This window comes from Phyllobacterium sp. 628 (genome assembly GCF_014189505.1).
GTDB lineage: Bacteria > Pseudomonadota > Alphaproteobacteria > Rhizobiales > Rhizobiaceae > Phyllobacterium.
In genome coordinates, this window is sequence record NZ_CP050300.1 from 166926 (window position 1) to 184128 (window position 17203).

The following is a 17203-nucleotide window of genomic DNA, read 5'->3' on the forward strand; positions in this document are numbered from 1 at the left end:
GAAGAATGACGATGACATTGATCGATGCAACACAGTCCGACCAAACCGATCCGCTGCGCCATTTCCGCGACAGGTTCGAGCTGCCGCAGGGAGTGATTTATCTCGACGGCAATTCGCTCGGCGCCCTGCCGAAGACTGTCAAAGCAAGGGTCGCACGGACCATCAGCGAAGAGTGGGGCGAGCAGCTGATTCGCAGCTGGAACACCGCCGGATGGGTCCACTTGCCGCAACAGGTCGGCGGCAAGATCGGCCGTCTCATCGGTGCACAGGACGGATGTGTCGTTGCTGCTGACAGTACATCAATCAACCTCTTCAAGGTGCTTTCCGCCGCCCTTAGTCTCAATCCCGACCGAACAGGCATCGTTTCCGAGCGGGAAAACTTTCCGACCGATCTTTACATTGCACAAGGCGTGGCCAAGCAGATCGGCCAGGGCCATCAGCTTGCATTAGCAGGAAAGCCCGGCGATATCCCTGCAATGCTGACCAGCGACGTGGCTGTTCTTATGCTGACCCACGTCAATTATCGCACGGGATACCGTCACGACATGGCTGCCATCACCAAGGCAGCGCATGACAAGGGTATTCTCGTCATCTGGGATTTGGCCCATTCTGCGGGTGCCATGGCGATTGATCTCGCTGGCGCTGATGCGGATTTTGCCATTGGCTGCGGCTATAAATATCTGAACGGGGGGCCCGGCGCGCCAGCGTTTCTTTACGTTAATCCACGTCATCACGGCGGTTTTCGCCAGCCGCTGTCCGGCTGGTTTGGTCATCGTGCGCCGTTCGAGTTTGAAGCAGCCTATGCGCCATCAAATGGTATTGAGCAATATCTCTGCGGCACGCCGCAAGTCCTTGGCCTGGTCGCCATGGATGAAGCGCTTGCCCTTTGGGAAGACGTTGACATGGCTGCATTGCGCGCCAAATCCGTAGCCCTGTGCGATTTCTTTATTCAGGAAGTCGAGGTTTTCGCCGATGAGTTCGGCCTGAAACTGGTCACGCCGCGCAATGCGGAACAGCGCGGCAGTCAGGTTTCGTACTCTTGCGATAATGGCTATGCCATCATGCAGGCGTTGATTGCCCGCGGTGTCATCGGTGATTTCCGCGCGCCGGATATTATCCGCTTCGGCTTTACCCCGCTCTATCTGAGCTTTGCCGAAGTGTCCGGGGCCGTGACCATCCTTCGCGATATTCTGGCGACACGCAGTTGGGATGCACCGGAATACAAGGTGAGGGGAGCCGTGACATGAGCCGCACGCCTTACAATCCGGAGACAGAAGGCGCGCAAATGTCCTTCGACGGGCGCATGTCCTATGGGGATTATCTGCGGCTGGACAAGATTCTCACGGCTCAGGCGCCGCTTTCCGATGCGCATGACGAGATGCTGTTCATCGTCCAGCATCAGGCATCGGAAATCTGGATGCGGCTGGTCATCCACGAACTGATGTCTGTGTGCGAGCATATTGCCAAAGACGACCTTGCACCCTCGTTCAAGATGCTCAGCCGTGTGTCGCGTATTCTCGACCAGCTGAATTCGGCATGGGATGTGCTGAGAACCATGACGCCGAGCGAATACACGACATTCCGCGAGGCACTCGGCATGTCATCCGGCTTCCAGTCATTCCAGTACCGGGCCATCGAGTTTCTGGCGGGGAACAAGAATGCCGCCATGATGCGCCCGCACGCCCACAAACCGGACATTTACAACTGGCTGGACGGCATCCTGCATATGCCGAGCATTTACGACCAGTCGATCCGGCTGCTGGCACGCAAAGGCTTTGCCATCGACAAGGCAATGCTGGAACGCGATTGCTCATTGCCCTATGAGGCCAATGACAGCGTGCGCAATGCCTGGCTCGCAGTGTACCGCTCGCCGGAAACCCACTGGCCGCTGTATGAGCTGGCGGAAAAGCTGGTGGATTTCGAGGACTATTTCCGCCGGTGGCGCTTCAACCATGTAACGACGGTGGAACGCATCATCGGCTTCAAAACAGGCACAGGCGGAACATCCGGCGTCAATTACTTGCGCAAGATGCTCGATATTGTGCTGTTTCCGGAATTGTGGAGCATGCGGACCGAACTCTAGGTCCGCAACACTCAGGCGGCGTGTTTATCGATAGCCACGCAGTCCATCGCAGACTTGGCATGAATATGATTGCTATGAGCAAAGCCATGTTTGGCAATCGCAGCAAGATCATCATCAGGCTGGATTGGACGCGACCACCAGTTGTCATTGAGCGTCCAGCCTTTGGCCGTGGCACTCTCGACTTCCTGACTGTCGGGACGCAGTACACAGGATTCGTGCATGATACGCGCATTGGGCGAGCGCTTGCTCATCATCTTGCGGCCCTCGGCGAGCGCTGTGGCTTCATCCTCGGCAATCACAAGCTGATGAAACAGATAACGTGTCTGTTTATACTTGGTCAGATAGGCAAATTTGACTTGATACGCTGGCACTTCATTCTCCTGCACCAAAGACTCAGTCGTTAACCATTTAATAATATTGGCGGTTGACAGGGCTTTTTCAAGGAGAACGAGGTTTTATACAGATTTATTTACGCGGAACTATTGCCGGCGACATTTCAGCAAGCTGTTGGTTTGTAACCACAAAATGACTTTGTTACGAAGGCGAAATAAAAAGCCGTCCTGATCTTGGATCAGAACGGCTCAATAGTGGCGCCAATTGGCTTGACGCTTATTGGCCGTATACGAGTTTGTCCTGGCGCTGTCTGAGTTCGACGATCTTGGAACCGGGGATGGGTGCGGCATTGGCGCTGGTGATGAGTTCACCCTTGGCAATCGGTGCCGTCACCGTGCCGCCCTGCAGCAGGCCGCAGGGGATGGCTTTGGCCGCACGCGCTTCCGGCGCCGTCATGATCCAGGCGCGGTAGCAGTATTCACCAATGGCATCGAGCCTGTCGCCGGGCTTCAGATCCTTCTTGGCCACCGCACAGACTTCTGCAACCGGTTTGGCCAGCGGCACCATGTCGGCCTTGCCGTAGAGCACAACGCGGGCGCAGGTCAGCGGCACTTCGAGGGACGTCAGGTGATAGGGCCGGTGGAAGGTGAAGTAAGGACCCTTGCCCATCTTCAGGTCTTCCATGCGCTCCGAAATGCGCGGATGCGACATGTCGGCCACCACGAACACACCCGGTGCCACACCCTTGCCGATGGAATAGTCAACCACGCCGACACGCGAGAGAAGTCCCCCATCCTTTTGCGGGATCAGCGTCTTGTTGAGCTGGTCGAGCGTGGCGGATGGGCCATGCATGCCCGCCTTATCAGGCACAAGCCCGGTGGCATTGGCAATGGCTGCCATTTCCACCATGGTCTTCGAGCCATCGACGAATTCCACCAGCATGCGCACATTCATATGGCGGCGCGCTGCCTCCTCCTCATATTCATCGGGAATGGCATCGATGTTGAGCGGGTTGTTCTTGCCCTTGCCGGCCGCCACGATCGGATGACCCATGGCCGAGACGAATTCAATCAGTTCCATGCACGAGGATGGCTCATCACCAGCACCCAGCGAATAGGTAACGCCAAGGCGATCCGCCTCGCTTTTCAGGTACGCGCCGATGGTCACGTCAGCCTCGACATTCATCATCACCAGATGCTTGCCGTGCTCCATGGCGCGAAGGCCGATCTCGGCTCCCACAGCAGGAACGCCGGTGGCATCGATGACCACGTCGATCAGATCATTCTCGAGGATCAGATTGGCATCGCTGGTGACAGCAATCCTGCCGCTTTCCATTGCCGCCGTCAGGCCCGAAGCCGTGTTCACCTCTTTCGAGTGTCCCGGTTCCTGATAGGCGATATCGACGGCCTTCAGCGCATTGGGCAGGTTGAGCTCGGAAATCGCACCGATTTCCACGCCCGGCATATGCGCCACCCGCGTGACAATGTCCGTGCCCATCTCGCCCGAGCCAATCAGGCCGATCCGGATCGGACGCCCCGCATCCGCCCGCGCCTGCATGTCTCGCGCCAATCCCGTCAATGCTACATTGCTCGCCATAAAATATTCGCTCCTCACCAAGCTGTGCTGCTTCGGCATAGGACGGGAAACGGCAATTGGCAACTGTCTACCGATTGTAGAAACGGAATTCCGTATGCTGGCGATAAGTCTCGCCCGGGCGCAGGACCGCACTGGGGAAGTGCGGTTGGTTGGGACTATCGGGAAAGCACTGTGCCTCCAGACAAAGGCCGGCATGCGGGCCGTAGCGCTTGCCATCAAGGCCAGCGAGAGAGGGTGCAATCATCGCGCCATCGTAAAACTGCAGGCCGGTTTCACTGGTATGAACCTGCATTTCCAATCCATTGCGCGCTCCAAGCGACGCGGCGAAACGCAACCCGTTACGGGGAGTGCCGCTGAGGACGAAATTGTGATCGTACGAGGCAGAGGCATGCGTGCCGATCAATTGTGGCAACTGGAAATCGAACGGTGTTGTCTCCACCGGCGCTATTTCACCGGTCGGAATGAGATCGGCCGATACAGGTGTGTAGCTGCTGGCAAAAATCTGCAGCGTGTGATCGCGGATATCATCTGAACCATCGAGATTGAAATAGCTGTGCTGGGCAAAATTGGCGACAGTGGGCGCATCGGTATCGGCCTCCACCTCGACGCGAAGCGTGGAATTGTCACCGAAGCTATAGGTACACCGGACATTCATCGCACCGGGAAAGCCTTGATCCCCATCGGGCAAGTGCAATGCGAGCGTGACAGAGGAAGCGTTCCAGTCTGTGACGGTCCACAAACGTTGCGAGACGCCATTCGCACCACCATGCAGGGTCTGCTTGCCACCCTCATTGCGGTTCAGTTGATAATCCTTGCCATCAAGGCTGAAGCGCCCATGTGCGATGCGGTTGGCATAGCGGCCGACCAGCGCACCGAAGTAAGGCGATTGCAGCGGGTAGGGATCGAATGTATCGAAACCGAGAACGACCCTTTGCAGCTTGCCATCGAGTAACGGCACCTGCAGGTCACGGATTACCGCACCCCAGTTCAGAATATGTGCAAGCGCCCCCGAGGGCGACTGGATGGTCGCCTGAAACACCGGTTCGCCCGAAAACATTCCAAATGGTTGTGGTCCAAGCAACGCACGCATGATCAATATTCCTTCACGGCAGCAGTGCTGCGCGCGGAAAGCTTTGCCTGCAGGATCACCACAATCAGCAGGAATAAGCCGCGAATAACCGATTGCCAATAGGCCGAAAGCGAAATCCAGCCCTTGCCGTTTTCAAAGTTGAGCACATTGAAAAGAATACCGAGAAGCAGCACACCCGCCAGCGTTGCCCCGACCGAACCAACGCCGCCGGTCAGCAACGTGCCGCCGACAACCACTGCGGCAATGGCAAAAAGCTCCCAGCCCACACCTTCGATCGGCTGTCCCGCGCCAAACTGCGCCGCAAGGATCACCCCCGCCAGACCAGCCAGACCGCCACTTGCCAGATAGACCAGAAACTTGATGCGGTCGGCGGGCAAGCCCATCATGCGCGTTGCATCTTCATTGCCGCCGACCGCCAAAACGCCGCGTCCGGTGCTGGTGAAGTTGAGCACCACCCAGCCGACGACATAGGCTGCCAGCGCGATCCATGCGGGAATGGGAAAGCCGAGGAGATTATCCTGACCCAAGGTCGTGAAGCCACTCTCATAGGAGACTGAAACCGACTGATTGTCTGCCAGCAGCAAAGCCGTACCGCTGGCGGCGAGCATTGTCGCAAGCGTCGCAACAAAGGGCATGATCTTCAGCCGCGTGACCAGCGTCGCATTGACCAGCCCGACACAAAGCCCCGCACCGACACCCGCACCGAGCCCGATCCATGCGCCTTGCGGACTGAACAGCGCCGCGACGACGCTGCCCAGCGCAGCTGTCGAACCCACGGAAAGATCGATGCCGCCGGTCATGATGACAAAGCACATGCCGAGCGCCACCAGCGCAAACATGGAATTGTAACGTAACACGCTGGTGATGTTGAAAAAGCCAAGGAAATAGTCGTAGCGCAGCCAGCCGAACAGGATGAGCAGGAGGAGGGCTAGAACCACGCCGTAACTGCCAAGCAGAGAAAGAAGTTTTGAGCGTGTCATGCGTGTGCCCTGCCTTGCTGCTGGATCCACACGGCAAGCACGATAATCCCCGCCTTGACCACGAGCGCGGCCGCATCTGGTACGCCATTGGCCAGCAGAGTGTAGCGCACGAGCTGGATCGTCATAGCGCCCAGAAGCGTACCGATAATGGTTGCCTTGCCGCCGCTCAGCAGCGTGCCACCCACGGCGACCGCCGCAATAGCGTCAAGCTCCATGCCGAGGCCGACCTGATTGGCATCACTGGAAGAATTGATGGCAATAACCACCAGCCCGGCAATGCCCGCACACAATCCGCTGATGGCATAGACGAGCAGTTTTACCTTGGCCACGGCGACACCGGACAGTTCCGCCGCCCGCTCATTGCCGCCTATGGCGATGATCTGGCGGCCAAAGACCGTCCGCTTCAATACCCAAGCCGCCGCAAGCACGATGATGACCATCAGGATGACCTGAAACGGAATACCGAACACCCGGCCAAGTCCGATGAACTGGAATTGCGGCACGCGGAACGTCTGCAGATTGCCATTGGTCATCACCTGCGCAATACCGCGCCCGGCAATGAACAGCACCAGCGTCGCGACAATCGGCTGGATTTTGAACGATGCAATCAGCCAACCATTGAAGAGGCCAAACAGCCCGGCAATGGATACCGAGACAATCATCGCAACAGCAACTGCGAGATAGATGTTCTCAATAGGGATGATTTTGCCGAGAAAGATCATTGGCGCCAGTGCGCCTGATATTGCCATCAGCGACCCGACCGAAAGATCAATGCCACCCGTTGCAATCACCAGCGTCATGCCGACAGCAACGATCACAATCGTGCAGACCTGTGTGAGATTCACGTTGAGCGTCTGTATCGTGGCAAAGTTGCGCGTGAAAATCAGGTTGAATAGGATCAACAGAACCAAAGCGATCAGCGTGCCATAACGCGCCAGAAAATCGAACGGATCAAACGATTTTGCGGCTCGGGCCGCCGATGGGGAATAGCTCATGGCCTTGCCTCCGCAATCACTGGCGCATTGCCATGGGCCATTGCGCCCATAACAGCGTCTTCTGTCGCGGCAGCACGATCAAACTCGGCAACGCTGATGCCCTCGCGCAGAACGAAAACCCGGTCAGCGCCTTCAATGACCTCTTCCAGTTCGGAGGAAATCATCAGCACTGCCAGCCCCTGATCGGCCAGGGACTTGATCAGCGACTGAATTTCGCCCTTGGCGCCGACATCAATGCCGCGTGTGGGCTCATCGAGAATGAGCAGCCGCGGGTTCATGGCCAGCCAGCGTCCAAGCAGAACTTTCTGTTGATTGCCGCCTGAGAGTTCGCGCACTTTCTGGTCGGGTCCCGAACATTTAATGCCGAGCTGTTTGATAAAGCGCTCGACGATTTCCCGCTGCGCCTTCTCATCAATAATGCCGGATTTGCTGAGCTTCGGCATCAGCGCCAGCATCATGTTTTCGGCAACGCTCATTTCCGGAACAATGCCCTCACTCTTGCGATCTTCCGTGCAGAAACCCATGCCTGCGGCAATGGCATCGGAGGGTCGCTTCGGATCAAACACCTTGCCGCCATAATGCATCTCACCGGCTCTCAACCGGTCGATACCAAACACCAGCCGCGCGGTCTCAGTGCGCCCAGCGCCGAGCAATCCGGCAAATCCGGCAATCTCGCCGCTGCGGATATTGAAGGAAACGTCCTGAACAATCTGACCAATTGCGAGGTTGCCCGCGGACAATAGAACCTTGCCGATTTTCGTTTCATCCCGTGCACTGAAAGCCGTGGCATGGCCTTCGGTTCTCTCGATATTGCGGCCAAGCATGGAAGAGACGAGATCGATCTTTTCGATTTCGTCCATCCGCGCTGTCTTGATCGTCTTGCCGTCACGCATGATCGTCACACGGTCGCAGACGGCATAGAGTTCGTCCAGTTTGTGGCTGACAAACACCACCGAAACACCTTCCTGCTTCAACTGGCGGATGACATTGAACAGCACACCCACTTCGCGCTCATCCAGCGACGACGTGGGCTCATCCATGATGACCAGCTTGGCAGAAAAGCCTATAGCGCGGGCAATCGCCACCATCTGCTGGGTCGCGGTGTTGAATTCCATCAGGGGACGGCGCACGTCAACGCGGATGTTGAAGCGTTGCAGCAGTCCTTCGGCCTCCCGGTGCATGGCACTCCAGTCGAGAAAGCCGAATTTGCGCTTTTCGCGCCCAAGGCAAATATTTTCGGTGATCGACCGGTACGGAACCAGATTGATCTCCTGATAGATCGTGCTGATGCCGTTCGCCTGCGCCTGTTGCGGCGAGGACACTTCAAATGGCTTTCCGTCAAAGGCCACATCGCCGGCATCGCGGCGGTGATAGCCCGTCAGAACCTTGATCAGCGTTGATTTGCCTGCGCCGTTCTGGCCGATGAGTGCATGCACCTCGCCGCGTCTGACCGAAAACGAAGCGGCCGAAAGGGCAGGTATTCCGGCAAAGCGTTTGTCGATACCCGTCATCGACAGAAGGTCATCGGTGTCCATAGCAAAGCCATTTCTTGATATTATCGGGATTTCTGCCGATACCTTGCGCATCAGGCAAAGAAAAAGCCAGCGCCCAGTATAGAGCGCTGGCTTTGTCAACAATCAATAGGCGGAGCTTAGGAGCTTGGCCGCATTGCTGGAATCATAGAACTGATCCGGATTGATGATCTTCGGCGCAATCTTCTCTCCGGCAGCATAGGCGACAGCCGTGTCATAGGCCTTGGGGCCGAAACGCGGATTGCACTCGACCACAGCGGCAATCTTGCCATCAACCACGGCTTGCACGGCTTCCTTGCCGCCATCGATAGACAGGACGAGAATATCCTTGCCCGGCACCTTGCCTGCTGCCTCAATCGCCGAAATCGCGCCAATCGCCATTTCGTCATTGTGGGCGTAGATCACGTTGGCATCAGGATGCGCCTGCAGCAAAGTTTCGGCAACCTGACGGCCCTTATCGCGGGCAAAGTCGCCGGTCTGCGATGCAACGATCGAGAAGTCCGAATGCTTGGCGATCACATCGTCAAAGCCCTTCTTGCGGTCATTGGCAGGGGATGATCCTGTCGTGCCTTCCAGTTCGATAATCTTGGTCTTGCCCTTGCCGTTGGCGACGAGCCATTCACCGATGCGCTGGCCTTCTTCAATGAAGTTGGACCCGATAAAGGTCACATAATCATCACCGGCCTTGGCAAGGGATGGATCAACGCTGCGGTCGAGCAGGATGACCGGAATACCAGCATTCTTGGCGGCCTTGATCGCCGGGATCAACGGCTTTTCTTCACGTGGCGCGAGGAAAATCAGATCCACACCCTGTGCGATCATTGAATTGACGTCGGCCACCTGCTTGGCGGCGGAACTGGCGGCATCCGTATAAACCAGCTGCCAGCCGCGCTTCTTGGCTTCTTCCTGCATGCTGGCCGTCTGGGCCAGACGCCATGGATTGTTGCTTTCGGTCTGGGCAAAGCCGACCTTATAGGTATCTTTCTTCTTCAGCGGCGGAGAAGCCGCGAAAACGCTACCGGCAGCCATGGCGGCAACCAGCCCGGCAGCGGATGTGATCAACAGGGTACGACGAGTGATAGACATACGAAATTTCCTCCCAGAAATTCACAGCGTGGTAATTCCACTGGCCTGATCATCTTCATTTATAAAAATTAGTCAATAATTATTTATGTTGATTAGTCGGCAATTCTGCTCATACTATTTTACGCATGGTCTGATTGATTCAGATGCGTTACGGCATTGCAAAGGGCACTTTTTGAATGGATGATCCAGTGGATATCAGGATCACTGAAAAGAAAAAAACCACCAAGGTGGCAACCCGGCGCAAGCGTGTCGGCAAACGCGTGACGATGACCGATATCGCCCGTATCGCGGGATGCTCGCAGGCAACAGTTTCCTTTGTTCTCAACAAGACACCGGGCATCAAACTCGCCGCCGAAACACGCGAACGCGTGATCGAAGCCGCCCGTTCACTGGGCTATGCCGCACCCAATTTCGCCCATCTCGATGCCGCCGACACCTATCTGCCCGCCATTGACGGAAAGATCGGGTTTGTCGTCGATCAGCTGGCCACCAGCCCGGAAGCGGTTGTTGCCATCGAGGGCGCCCGGCAGGCATCCTGGAATGCGGGCAACATCATTCTGGTCGCCCAGACACTCAACGATCCGGAGATGGAGCCACGAACCATCCGCGCATTGCGCGAGCAGGGTATTTCGGCGCTGATTTATATGGCGATTTTCACGCGCGAAGTGGCGCTCCCCGAATATCTCTATGATCTCGATATCCCGCTTATCCTCTTGAATTGCTACACGGCAGACCATGCCTTTCCCGCTGTTGTCCCGAGCGAGATCGCAGGTGGCCAACACTCGACCCGCCATCTCATTCAGCACGGTCACCGCCGTATCGGCACGATCACCGGCGAGCCGTGGATGGAAGCCGCCAAGGATCGCTTGCGCGGCTATCGCCGGGCGCTCGCCACGGCCGATATCCCATTCGATCCGGAACTGGTCATCGAAGGCGATTGGTCGGCCAGCGCCGGGTACAAAGCCACCAAAACACTGCTGGCTCTCAAGGACAAACCAACGGCCATCTTCTGCCAGAACGACCGGACCGCCATTGGCTGCTACGAAGCTCTGAAAGAAGCGGGTATTCGTATCCCCGAAGATATCTCCGTCATTGGCTATGATGATGAAGAAATTTCGCGCCATCTGCATCCGCAATTGACCACGTCGGTTCTGCCGCACCGTGCGATGGGCCGCTGGGCAATCGAACAGCTTGATATTTACGACAGGACCGCAGGCACGCGCTATCCCATTACCAAGCTGGAATGTCCGCTGGTCGAGCGCCTGTCGGTGACCGACAGCGCTGAAACCGCGATTCTGCCGGTCTAATCGCCCGCAGCCTTGGCCTTCACATAGTCCGCACGGTCGATCCCGTGACGCTGCAATTTGTCATAAAAAGTCTTGCGCGGAATACCCAGCGCCTCGATCGTTGTGCGCACATCTCCATTGCTGCCAGACAGGGCATCACGAATAAGCTTGGCCTCATATTGCTCCATCGCCTCGGGCAGATTGAGTGCCACATCGCTGCGTACAACACGCTCGCCTTCCATCTCACCCAGCCCCAGCGCTACACGTTCGGCAAAATGCGCGAGTTCACGCACATTTCCTGGCCAATCATGATCCATCAGACGGGCCCGCATGGCACCTGTCATTTCCTGCGGCTCCGTCTTGAAACGGACAGATGCACGGTGCAGAAAATGCGTAAACAGCAGCGGGATATCCTCCTTGCGCTCGCGCAAGGGCGGGATTGAAACCGTCACCACATTCAATCGGTAGAACAGGTCTTCGCGGAAATTCGCCCGCTGTTCCGGGCTGCCAAGATCGACCTTGGCAGCAGCCACCACGCGCAAATCCACCGGCCGGTGTTCATTGGTGCCAAGCGGCGTGATCTCGCGCATTTCCAGCACCCGCAACAGCTTTACCTGCGTTGCCAGCGGCATGCTCTCGATCTCGTCGAGAAACAGCGTTCCGCCACTGGCATATTCTATACGCCCGATGCGCTTTTTCTGCGCGCCGGTGAAAGCTCCGGCCTCGTGTCCGAACAGTTCGCTTTCAATCACCGACTCCGGCAGGGCACCGCAATTCAGCGCAACAAAATTCCCCTGTTTGCGGCGGCTCCATTCGTGCAAAAGCCCGGCGGCCACATCCTTGCCGCTGCCTGTTTCACCCGCAATCAGAACATCCACATCCGCATTGGCCACGTGCCGCAAGGTCTTGCGCAGGTTCTGCATAACAGGCGTCTGCCCGATCAGCGGCACGGCCTCATCCGAAGCCTCCATGACCTGCCGCAGCTGGCGGTTCTCAAGAACGAGATGGCGCTTCTCCGTCGCGCGCCGGATGCTCTGCACCAGACGATCAGCCGGGTAGGGCTTGGCGATAAAGTCATAGGTGCCTTCCTGCATCGCCTCCACAGCCATTTCGATATCGCCGTGACCAGTGATCAGAATGACCGGCAGATCAGCATCCATTTCCCGCAGGCGGCGGAAGAATTCCAGCCCATCAATATGCGGCATGCGGATATCGCTGACGACAATGCCAGCGAAATCCGGCGTGAGAAAACGCAGCGCACTCATCGCATCGGCAAACGGAACCACGCTGAAACCGGCAAGTTCAAGCGTTTGCCTGTTGGCGTTGCGCAGATCGTCGTCATCATCGACAAAGGCGACAAGCGGTTGAAAATCCATGATCAGACAACCCTCTTGAGATGAACGGTGAATTCGGTTCCGGCACTGCTGCTTTCAACGTCAATGCGCCCGCCATATTCGGCAACGATGTCATGACAAATAACGAGACCAAGACCGAGGCCCCGATCCTTTGATGTATTGAAGGGTGTAAACAGCGCCTGCATAATATCGGCAGGGATGCCGGGCCCATTATCGGCCACCATCAGTTGTACGTCGTCGCCGTCCACAGCGTAGCGGACACTGATCCGGCTTGTAGGTCCGCCTTCAGTCGCTTCCAGCGCGTTCTGCATCAGATTGATCAGAACCTGTTCCAGCCGGATGCGGTTGCCGTGAACCTTGAGATCAGCGGGCGGCGTCTCGGTTGTGATTTTACCGACAGTCTGCCGGAACCGGCTGCCGAGAAGCAGCAGCGCGCCTTCGATCACATCACTAACGACTGCCGGACCCGCGTCGCCGGTGCCCTTCCTCGAAAAATTTCGCAACTCCTCGGTGATATTGCCGATGCGTTCGGTTAATCCGGCAATGGCCGACAGGTTTTCCTTGACTGGTTCCATCTGATCGCGTGCCAGAAAGGTTTTCGCATTGTCGGCATAGGAGCGAATGGCGGCAACCGGCTGGTTGATTTCATGCGCAACGCCCGCGGTCACCTGACCGAGAATGGCAAGCCGGTTAGCCTGCACCAGTTCCTGCTGCACTGTTTGCAGCTTGGTCTCCGTCTTCTGGCGCTCCTCCGCCTGCATGACGAGTTCCGCATGGGCTGTGCTCAATGCTTCCGTACGCTCCGCCACGCGGCGCTCCAGCTCCAGCCGCGCTTCCTCCTGCCGCTGCAACCGCCGCAATGCCAGCCCGCGGCGGCGCAGAAAGAAGGCGGTAGCACCCAGAATGGGGGCAAGGATGATCAACGCGACAAGCTGGGCAGACCGGATGGTTTCCATCACCGCCGCTCCAGCCGGGACCAGCAGCTGCAAGGTCCAGCTTGTTGTCGGCACGGGAACGCGGACGCGGACATATTCCTGCTGTTCGCTCGAACCCGGCAATTGGGCTGTAACCCTGTCCGGTTCTGTTTCTGTCAGTGCGGGTGTCACATCCAATGGTGTCAGGGGTGCTGCGCCAAACTGCAGGCTCTCGCGGATAGGCGCCTGCTGTTCGGCCGGTATTGGCGCCTGCGCCATGAAACGCCACTCGGGAAAGCTGGTGATCAGGACGATGCCACGCTGGTCAATCACATAGGAGGGGTCACTGCTGCGCCGCCAGTCTCCCTCCAACTCGTCAAACTCGACCTTGACGACAATGACGCCGAGCATTCCGGAGGGTCCATCGATGCGCCGTGAAATGTAAAGGCCCGGCCGTTTGCTGATGGTCCCCAGCGCATAATGTTCGGCGCTGCCCGTCGCGACCGCGCGGGTATAATAGGGACGGAAACTATAGTCGATGCCGACAAAGCTTGTCGGCTCCTGCCAGTTGCTGGCCGAGAGTGCTGTGCCTTTCGCATCGAGCAGATAAATGACCGAGGCGTGAGTCCCTTCAATGAGACTTTCGAGCTTGCGATCAACCAGATGCAACATACCCGCACTGCGCGAGGTCAGCGCACTGATAACATCACGGTCCTGCGACAGGACAAAAGGCAGGGACCGCTGCTTTTCCAGCACGGTCCGCAACAGAACAGCATTCAGTTCCGCAGAGCTTTTTGCGCGGCTCTCCAACGCCAGATAGGCGCGTTTGCGGCCATAATCATTGGCGACCAACAGCGCAGCCAGGATTAAAAGCGCAGCAAGAAACCCATAGACAATTTTCAATCGGGCACCCGATGAGTCGGTTCGGTGCTGCGGGACAGGTGCGCTTTCAGCTTGAATAGCCATGATATACTTGTGCATATATCCGCACGATTGACAATATTTTTGTGCGAAATTACGCACATATGCAAACGATCCATACTCCTGCAACAATTATAATGTTTGAAAAACAATAGTTTAGCAAACTAATTCGAACTGGCACGGACCTTGCTAATTGTTCTCGCATGAGGACGCGCATGTCGTTCTCGAAAAAAAGGGCCCGGGAGGCTGACAGGTTTCTGCCAGACGCGGCTCGCACCATGGAGGAAGACATGAGTCCTGTGACGATCAGCGCAGCCCCGCAGCCGCGCGTCAAAAAACCAATTTACACCCACCTGTATTTTCAGGTCATCGTTGCCATCACCATCGGCATCGCGCTTGGCCACTACTACCCTGATGTCGGTACAAGCATGAAACCGCTTGGCGATGCCTTCATCAAACTGGTGAAGATGATTATTGCTCCGGTTATTTTCCTTACAGTCACCACCGGCATTGCCGGGATGAGCGATCTTCAGAAGGTCGGCCGTGTTGCCGGCAAGGCAATGATTTACTTCCTGACCTTCTCTACACTCGCGCTGATCGTTGGCCTTATTGTTGCCAATGTGGTCCAGCCGGGCGCTGGTATGAACATCAATCCCGCGTCACTCGATCCGGCCGCCGTTTCAACCTACACCCAGCAGGCGCATGAACAGAGCATTATCGGCTTCCTGAACAACATCATTCCAACAACCATTGTTGGCGCCTTTGCATCCGGCGACATTCTTCAGGTTCTGTTCTTCTCGGTCCTGTTCGGTATTTCACTGGCCATGGTTGGTGAGCGTGCTGCTCCGGTGACCAACTTCCTGCATCTGCTGTCCGCACCGATTTTCAAGCTGGTGGCGATCCTGATGAAAGCCGCCCCTATCGGTGCTTTCGGTGCCATGGCCTTCACCATCGGCAAATATGGTATCGCCTCTGTCGCCAACCTTCTGATGCTGATTGGCACGTTCTATCTGACATCCATTCTCTTCGTGGTTATTATCCTCGGTGCAGTTGCCCGCTATAACGGCTTCTCGATCTTCGCGCTGATCCGTTACATCAAGGAAGAGCTGCTGCTCGTCCTCGGCACCAGCTCCTCGGAAGCCGCTCTGCCGACTTTGATGGCGAAGATGGAAAAGGCTGGCTGCAAGAAGTCCGTTGTTGGTCTCGTTATCCCGACCGGTTATTCGTTCAATCTGGACGGTACCAATATCTACATGACATTGGCGGCCCTCTTCATTGCGCAGGCAACCAACACACCTTTGACGCTGACCGATCAGGTTCTGCTCCTGCTCGTTGCCATGCTCAGCTCCAAGGGCGCGGCAGGCATCACCGGCGCAGGCTTCATCACTCTTGCTGCTACGCTATCCGTTGTTCCCGCCGTGCCGGTTGCCGGTATGGCCCTGATCCTCGGTATCGACCGTTTCATGTCGGAATGCCGCGCCCTCACCAATCTGGTGGGCAATGCGGTCGCGACGATTGTTGTCGCCCGCTGGGAAGGTGAACTTGATAAAGGTCAGCTTGATCGCGCACTGCATGGTGGTGTCAGCGAAGAGGAAGCACTGGCCTTTGCAGGCTGATTGATCTTGCCAATGACCTAAAACTGAAAGGCGGGCTTCAGGCCCGCCTTTTTCATGTGAGGCTTTCGCGCCAGACTTTGGCGTAAGCGTCGAATGCCGGACCCAAGGGCTGCACATTGCCAACGGCTGTGTGTACTGGAGCCGTAGCTCCCGCCAGAAGCGCCGCACCAAGACTGGTGCCTGTCGATCCCGGCAGCGCGATGACATCCCGCTTGGTCAGGGAACGCAGGGCAGACAGATAGATGGCATTGCGGGAAAAGGGGCCTTCAACAATGGTAGGCCCGCTCGCCCCGATCAGCTCCAGACTGACGTGGTTCATCATCGCCGTGTACAGCGATGCAACCGCGTTTTGTTCGCCGGGCAACATTGCTTCACCATGCAGCCAAACCGCTTCCCGGTTTGGAAATGGACCCGTGCCTTTGACAAGACTCGGCAGGACCATACGTTTCGCCTCAATTATCCGCTTCAGGGTGTCAGCATCCGGCATCGACGCGTTGCCACCCGTGAGAAGATCAAACTCCCTGCCGCCCATGAAGCGGGAAGAGGGGACCGCGTTGCCATAGGCATCGACATTGGCCAGCGTGTCGCGCTCCGGATCAAGCTTGTTGAGTTGCCCGCCCACCGCAAAAGAGACCACCCATGTGCCGGTTGAAACGACTGAAAACGGCGAGGTTCGCGTCATCAGATGCGGCAGCAGTGATGCATTTGAATCATGAATGCCACAATAAACCGGAATGGTTTTGCCGATGCCAATCTTGCTCTGAAGTGGCTCAAGCAAATCCCCGATATGATCGAAAGCCGAGCGGATCGGCGGCAGGAGTCGGCGCAGATCCAGCGTATCGACAAGACCGGAATAGGCTCCCGTCTGCGGGTTCCACAAATCCGTATGACATCCAAGCGACGTCACTTCATTGACCACAATGCCCGTCAGCCGCCAGACCCAATATTGCGCATAGGTGAGGACGGTTTTGACCTCTGCGAACAGGGCTGGGAATTGCGTCTTCTGATAATGGATCTGCGCGCCAACATTCAGCCCGCCCGCAAGATAAGGCGAACGCGTCTCGGCAAAATCCGGCCGCAAGTCGGCATAAGCCTCGCGCACGGTGTCCGGATAGATGTGCTCATAATCGAGTACAGGCATGGCAAGCCCATTGTCACCCAGCAAAACAGCGGACGCGCCATGCGCGGTTACCGAGATCGCATCGAAACCCGGTGCTACGGCAAAGTCCGTCAGGGATTGCACAAAGAAGGTCCAGAGCACATCAACATCATAATGCGGATAGGGCCCATCCCTGATCACGCGATTGGGGGTGCTGCGCGTTGCCAGCTCAACACCTGTCACTGCGTCGACCACGACGAGCTTGGCATTGGTCTTGCCGACGTCGATAACGGCTATGTGGCGCGGCTTCTCCATCG

At 57.0% G+C, this 17203-nt stretch carries 14 protein-coding genes; 4 read left to right on the forward strand and 10 right to left on the reverse strand.

Translation table 11 applies throughout. From position 1 onward, the window contains the following. Window positions 1-5 precede the first annotated feature (5 nt). Both kynU and kynA read left to right on the forward strand, forming a co-directional pair. Window positions 6-1247, forward strand: a complete 1242-nt coding sequence (kynU, locus tag HB779_RS00785) for a kynureninase (protein WP_188342206.1) — start codon at window positions 6-8, stop codon at window positions 1245-1247. After that, window positions 1244-2083, forward strand: a complete 840-nt coding sequence (kynA, locus tag HB779_RS00790) for a tryptophan 2,3-dioxygenase (RefSeq protein ID WP_188342207.1) — start codon at window positions 1244-1246, stop codon at window positions 2081-2083. Before kynU ends, kynA begins: the two co-directional genes overlap by 4 nt. 11 nt (window positions 2084-2094) lie before the next feature. Here the strand turns inward: kynA and HB779_RS00795 are convergent, their stop codons facing one another. The 7 genes from HB779_RS00795 to HB779_RS00825 form a co-directional block, all read right to left on the reverse strand. Then, window positions 2095-2454: a hypothetical protein gene (locus tag HB779_RS00795; protein WP_188342208.1), complete on the reverse strand. Its 360-nt coding sequence runs from the start codon at window positions 2452-2454 to the stop codon at window positions 2095-2097. Window positions 2455-2692: 238 nt separating this feature from the next. Continuing rightward, entirely contained in the window at window positions 2693-4012 is a 1320-nt protein-coding gene (locus HB779_RS00800; RefSeq protein ID WP_188342209.1) for an NAD(P)H-dependent oxidoreductase, read from the reverse strand. Window positions 4013-4079: 67 nt separating this feature from the next. Beyond that, window positions 4080-5102 (reverse strand): aldose epimerase family protein, encoded by a 1023-nt coding sequence (locus HB779_RS00805; RefSeq protein WP_188342210.1) that lies wholly within the window; start codon window positions 5100-5102, stop codon window positions 4080-4082. A 2-nt stretch (window positions 5103-5104) separates the two neighbouring features. Further along, a complete protein-coding gene (locus tag HB779_RS00810; RefSeq protein WP_188342211.1) occupies window positions 5105-6082 on the reverse strand; it encodes an ABC transporter permease in 978 nt (325 codons plus the stop codon). Next, complete coding sequence (locus HB779_RS00815; RefSeq protein WP_188342212.1) at window positions 6079-7077, reverse strand: ABC transporter permease; 999 nt, start codon at window positions 7075-7077, stop codon at window positions 6079-6081. The genes HB779_RS00810 and HB779_RS00815 overlap by 4 nt, the downstream gene beginning before the upstream one ends. Beyond that, entirely contained in the window at window positions 7074-8612 is a 1539-nt protein-coding gene (locus HB779_RS00820) for a sugar ABC transporter ATP-binding protein (protein ID WP_244642321.1), read from the reverse strand. The genes HB779_RS00815 and HB779_RS00820 overlap by 4 nt, the downstream gene beginning before the upstream one ends. Window positions 8613-8714: 102 nt before the next feature. Next, window positions 8715-9695, reverse strand: a complete 981-nt coding sequence (locus tag HB779_RS00825; RefSeq protein ID WP_188342213.1) for an ABC transporter substrate-binding protein — start codon at window positions 9693-9695, stop codon at window positions 8715-8717. Between the two features lie 176 nt (window positions 9696-9871). Between HB779_RS00825 and HB779_RS00830 the strand changes: the two genes are divergently transcribed. Then, a complete protein-coding gene (locus HB779_RS00830; protein WP_371823837.1) occupies window positions 9872-11002 on the forward strand; it encodes a LacI family DNA-binding transcriptional regulator in 1131 nt (376 codons plus the stop codon). On the opposite strand, the gene HB779_RS00835 is transcribed toward HB779_RS00830, so the two are convergent. Together HB779_RS00835 and HB779_RS00840 are read right to left on the reverse strand one after the other, a co-directional pair. Next, window positions 10999-12357, reverse strand: a complete 1359-nt coding sequence (locus HB779_RS00835; protein WP_188342214.1) for a sigma-54 dependent transcriptional regulator — start codon at window positions 12355-12357, stop codon at window positions 10999-11001. The two genes, HB779_RS00830 and HB779_RS00835, sit on opposite strands and share 4 nt — an antisense overlap. A 2-nt stretch (window positions 12358-12359) precedes the next feature. Continuing rightward, window positions 12360-14231, reverse strand: a complete 1872-nt coding sequence (locus HB779_RS00840; protein WP_188342215.1) for an ATP-binding protein — start codon at window positions 14229-14231, stop codon at window positions 12360-12362. A gap of 230 nt (window positions 14232-14461) precedes the next feature. Between HB779_RS00840 and HB779_RS00845 the strand changes: the two genes are divergently transcribed. Further along, the gene (locus tag HB779_RS00845; protein ID WP_188342216.1) at window positions 14462-15787 is read left to right on the forward strand and encodes a dicarboxylate/amino acid:cation symporter; all 1326 of its coding nucleotides are present in this window, start codon (window positions 14462-14464) and stop codon (window positions 15785-15787) included. Between the two features lie 52 nt (window positions 15788-15839). Here the strand turns inward: HB779_RS00845 and HB779_RS00850 are convergent, their stop codons facing one another. Further along, entirely contained in the window at window positions 15840-17201 is a 1362-nt protein-coding gene (locus HB779_RS00850) for an FGGY-family carbohydrate kinase (protein WP_188342217.1), read from the reverse strand. Between the last annotated feature and the right edge of the window lie 2 nt (window positions 17202-17203).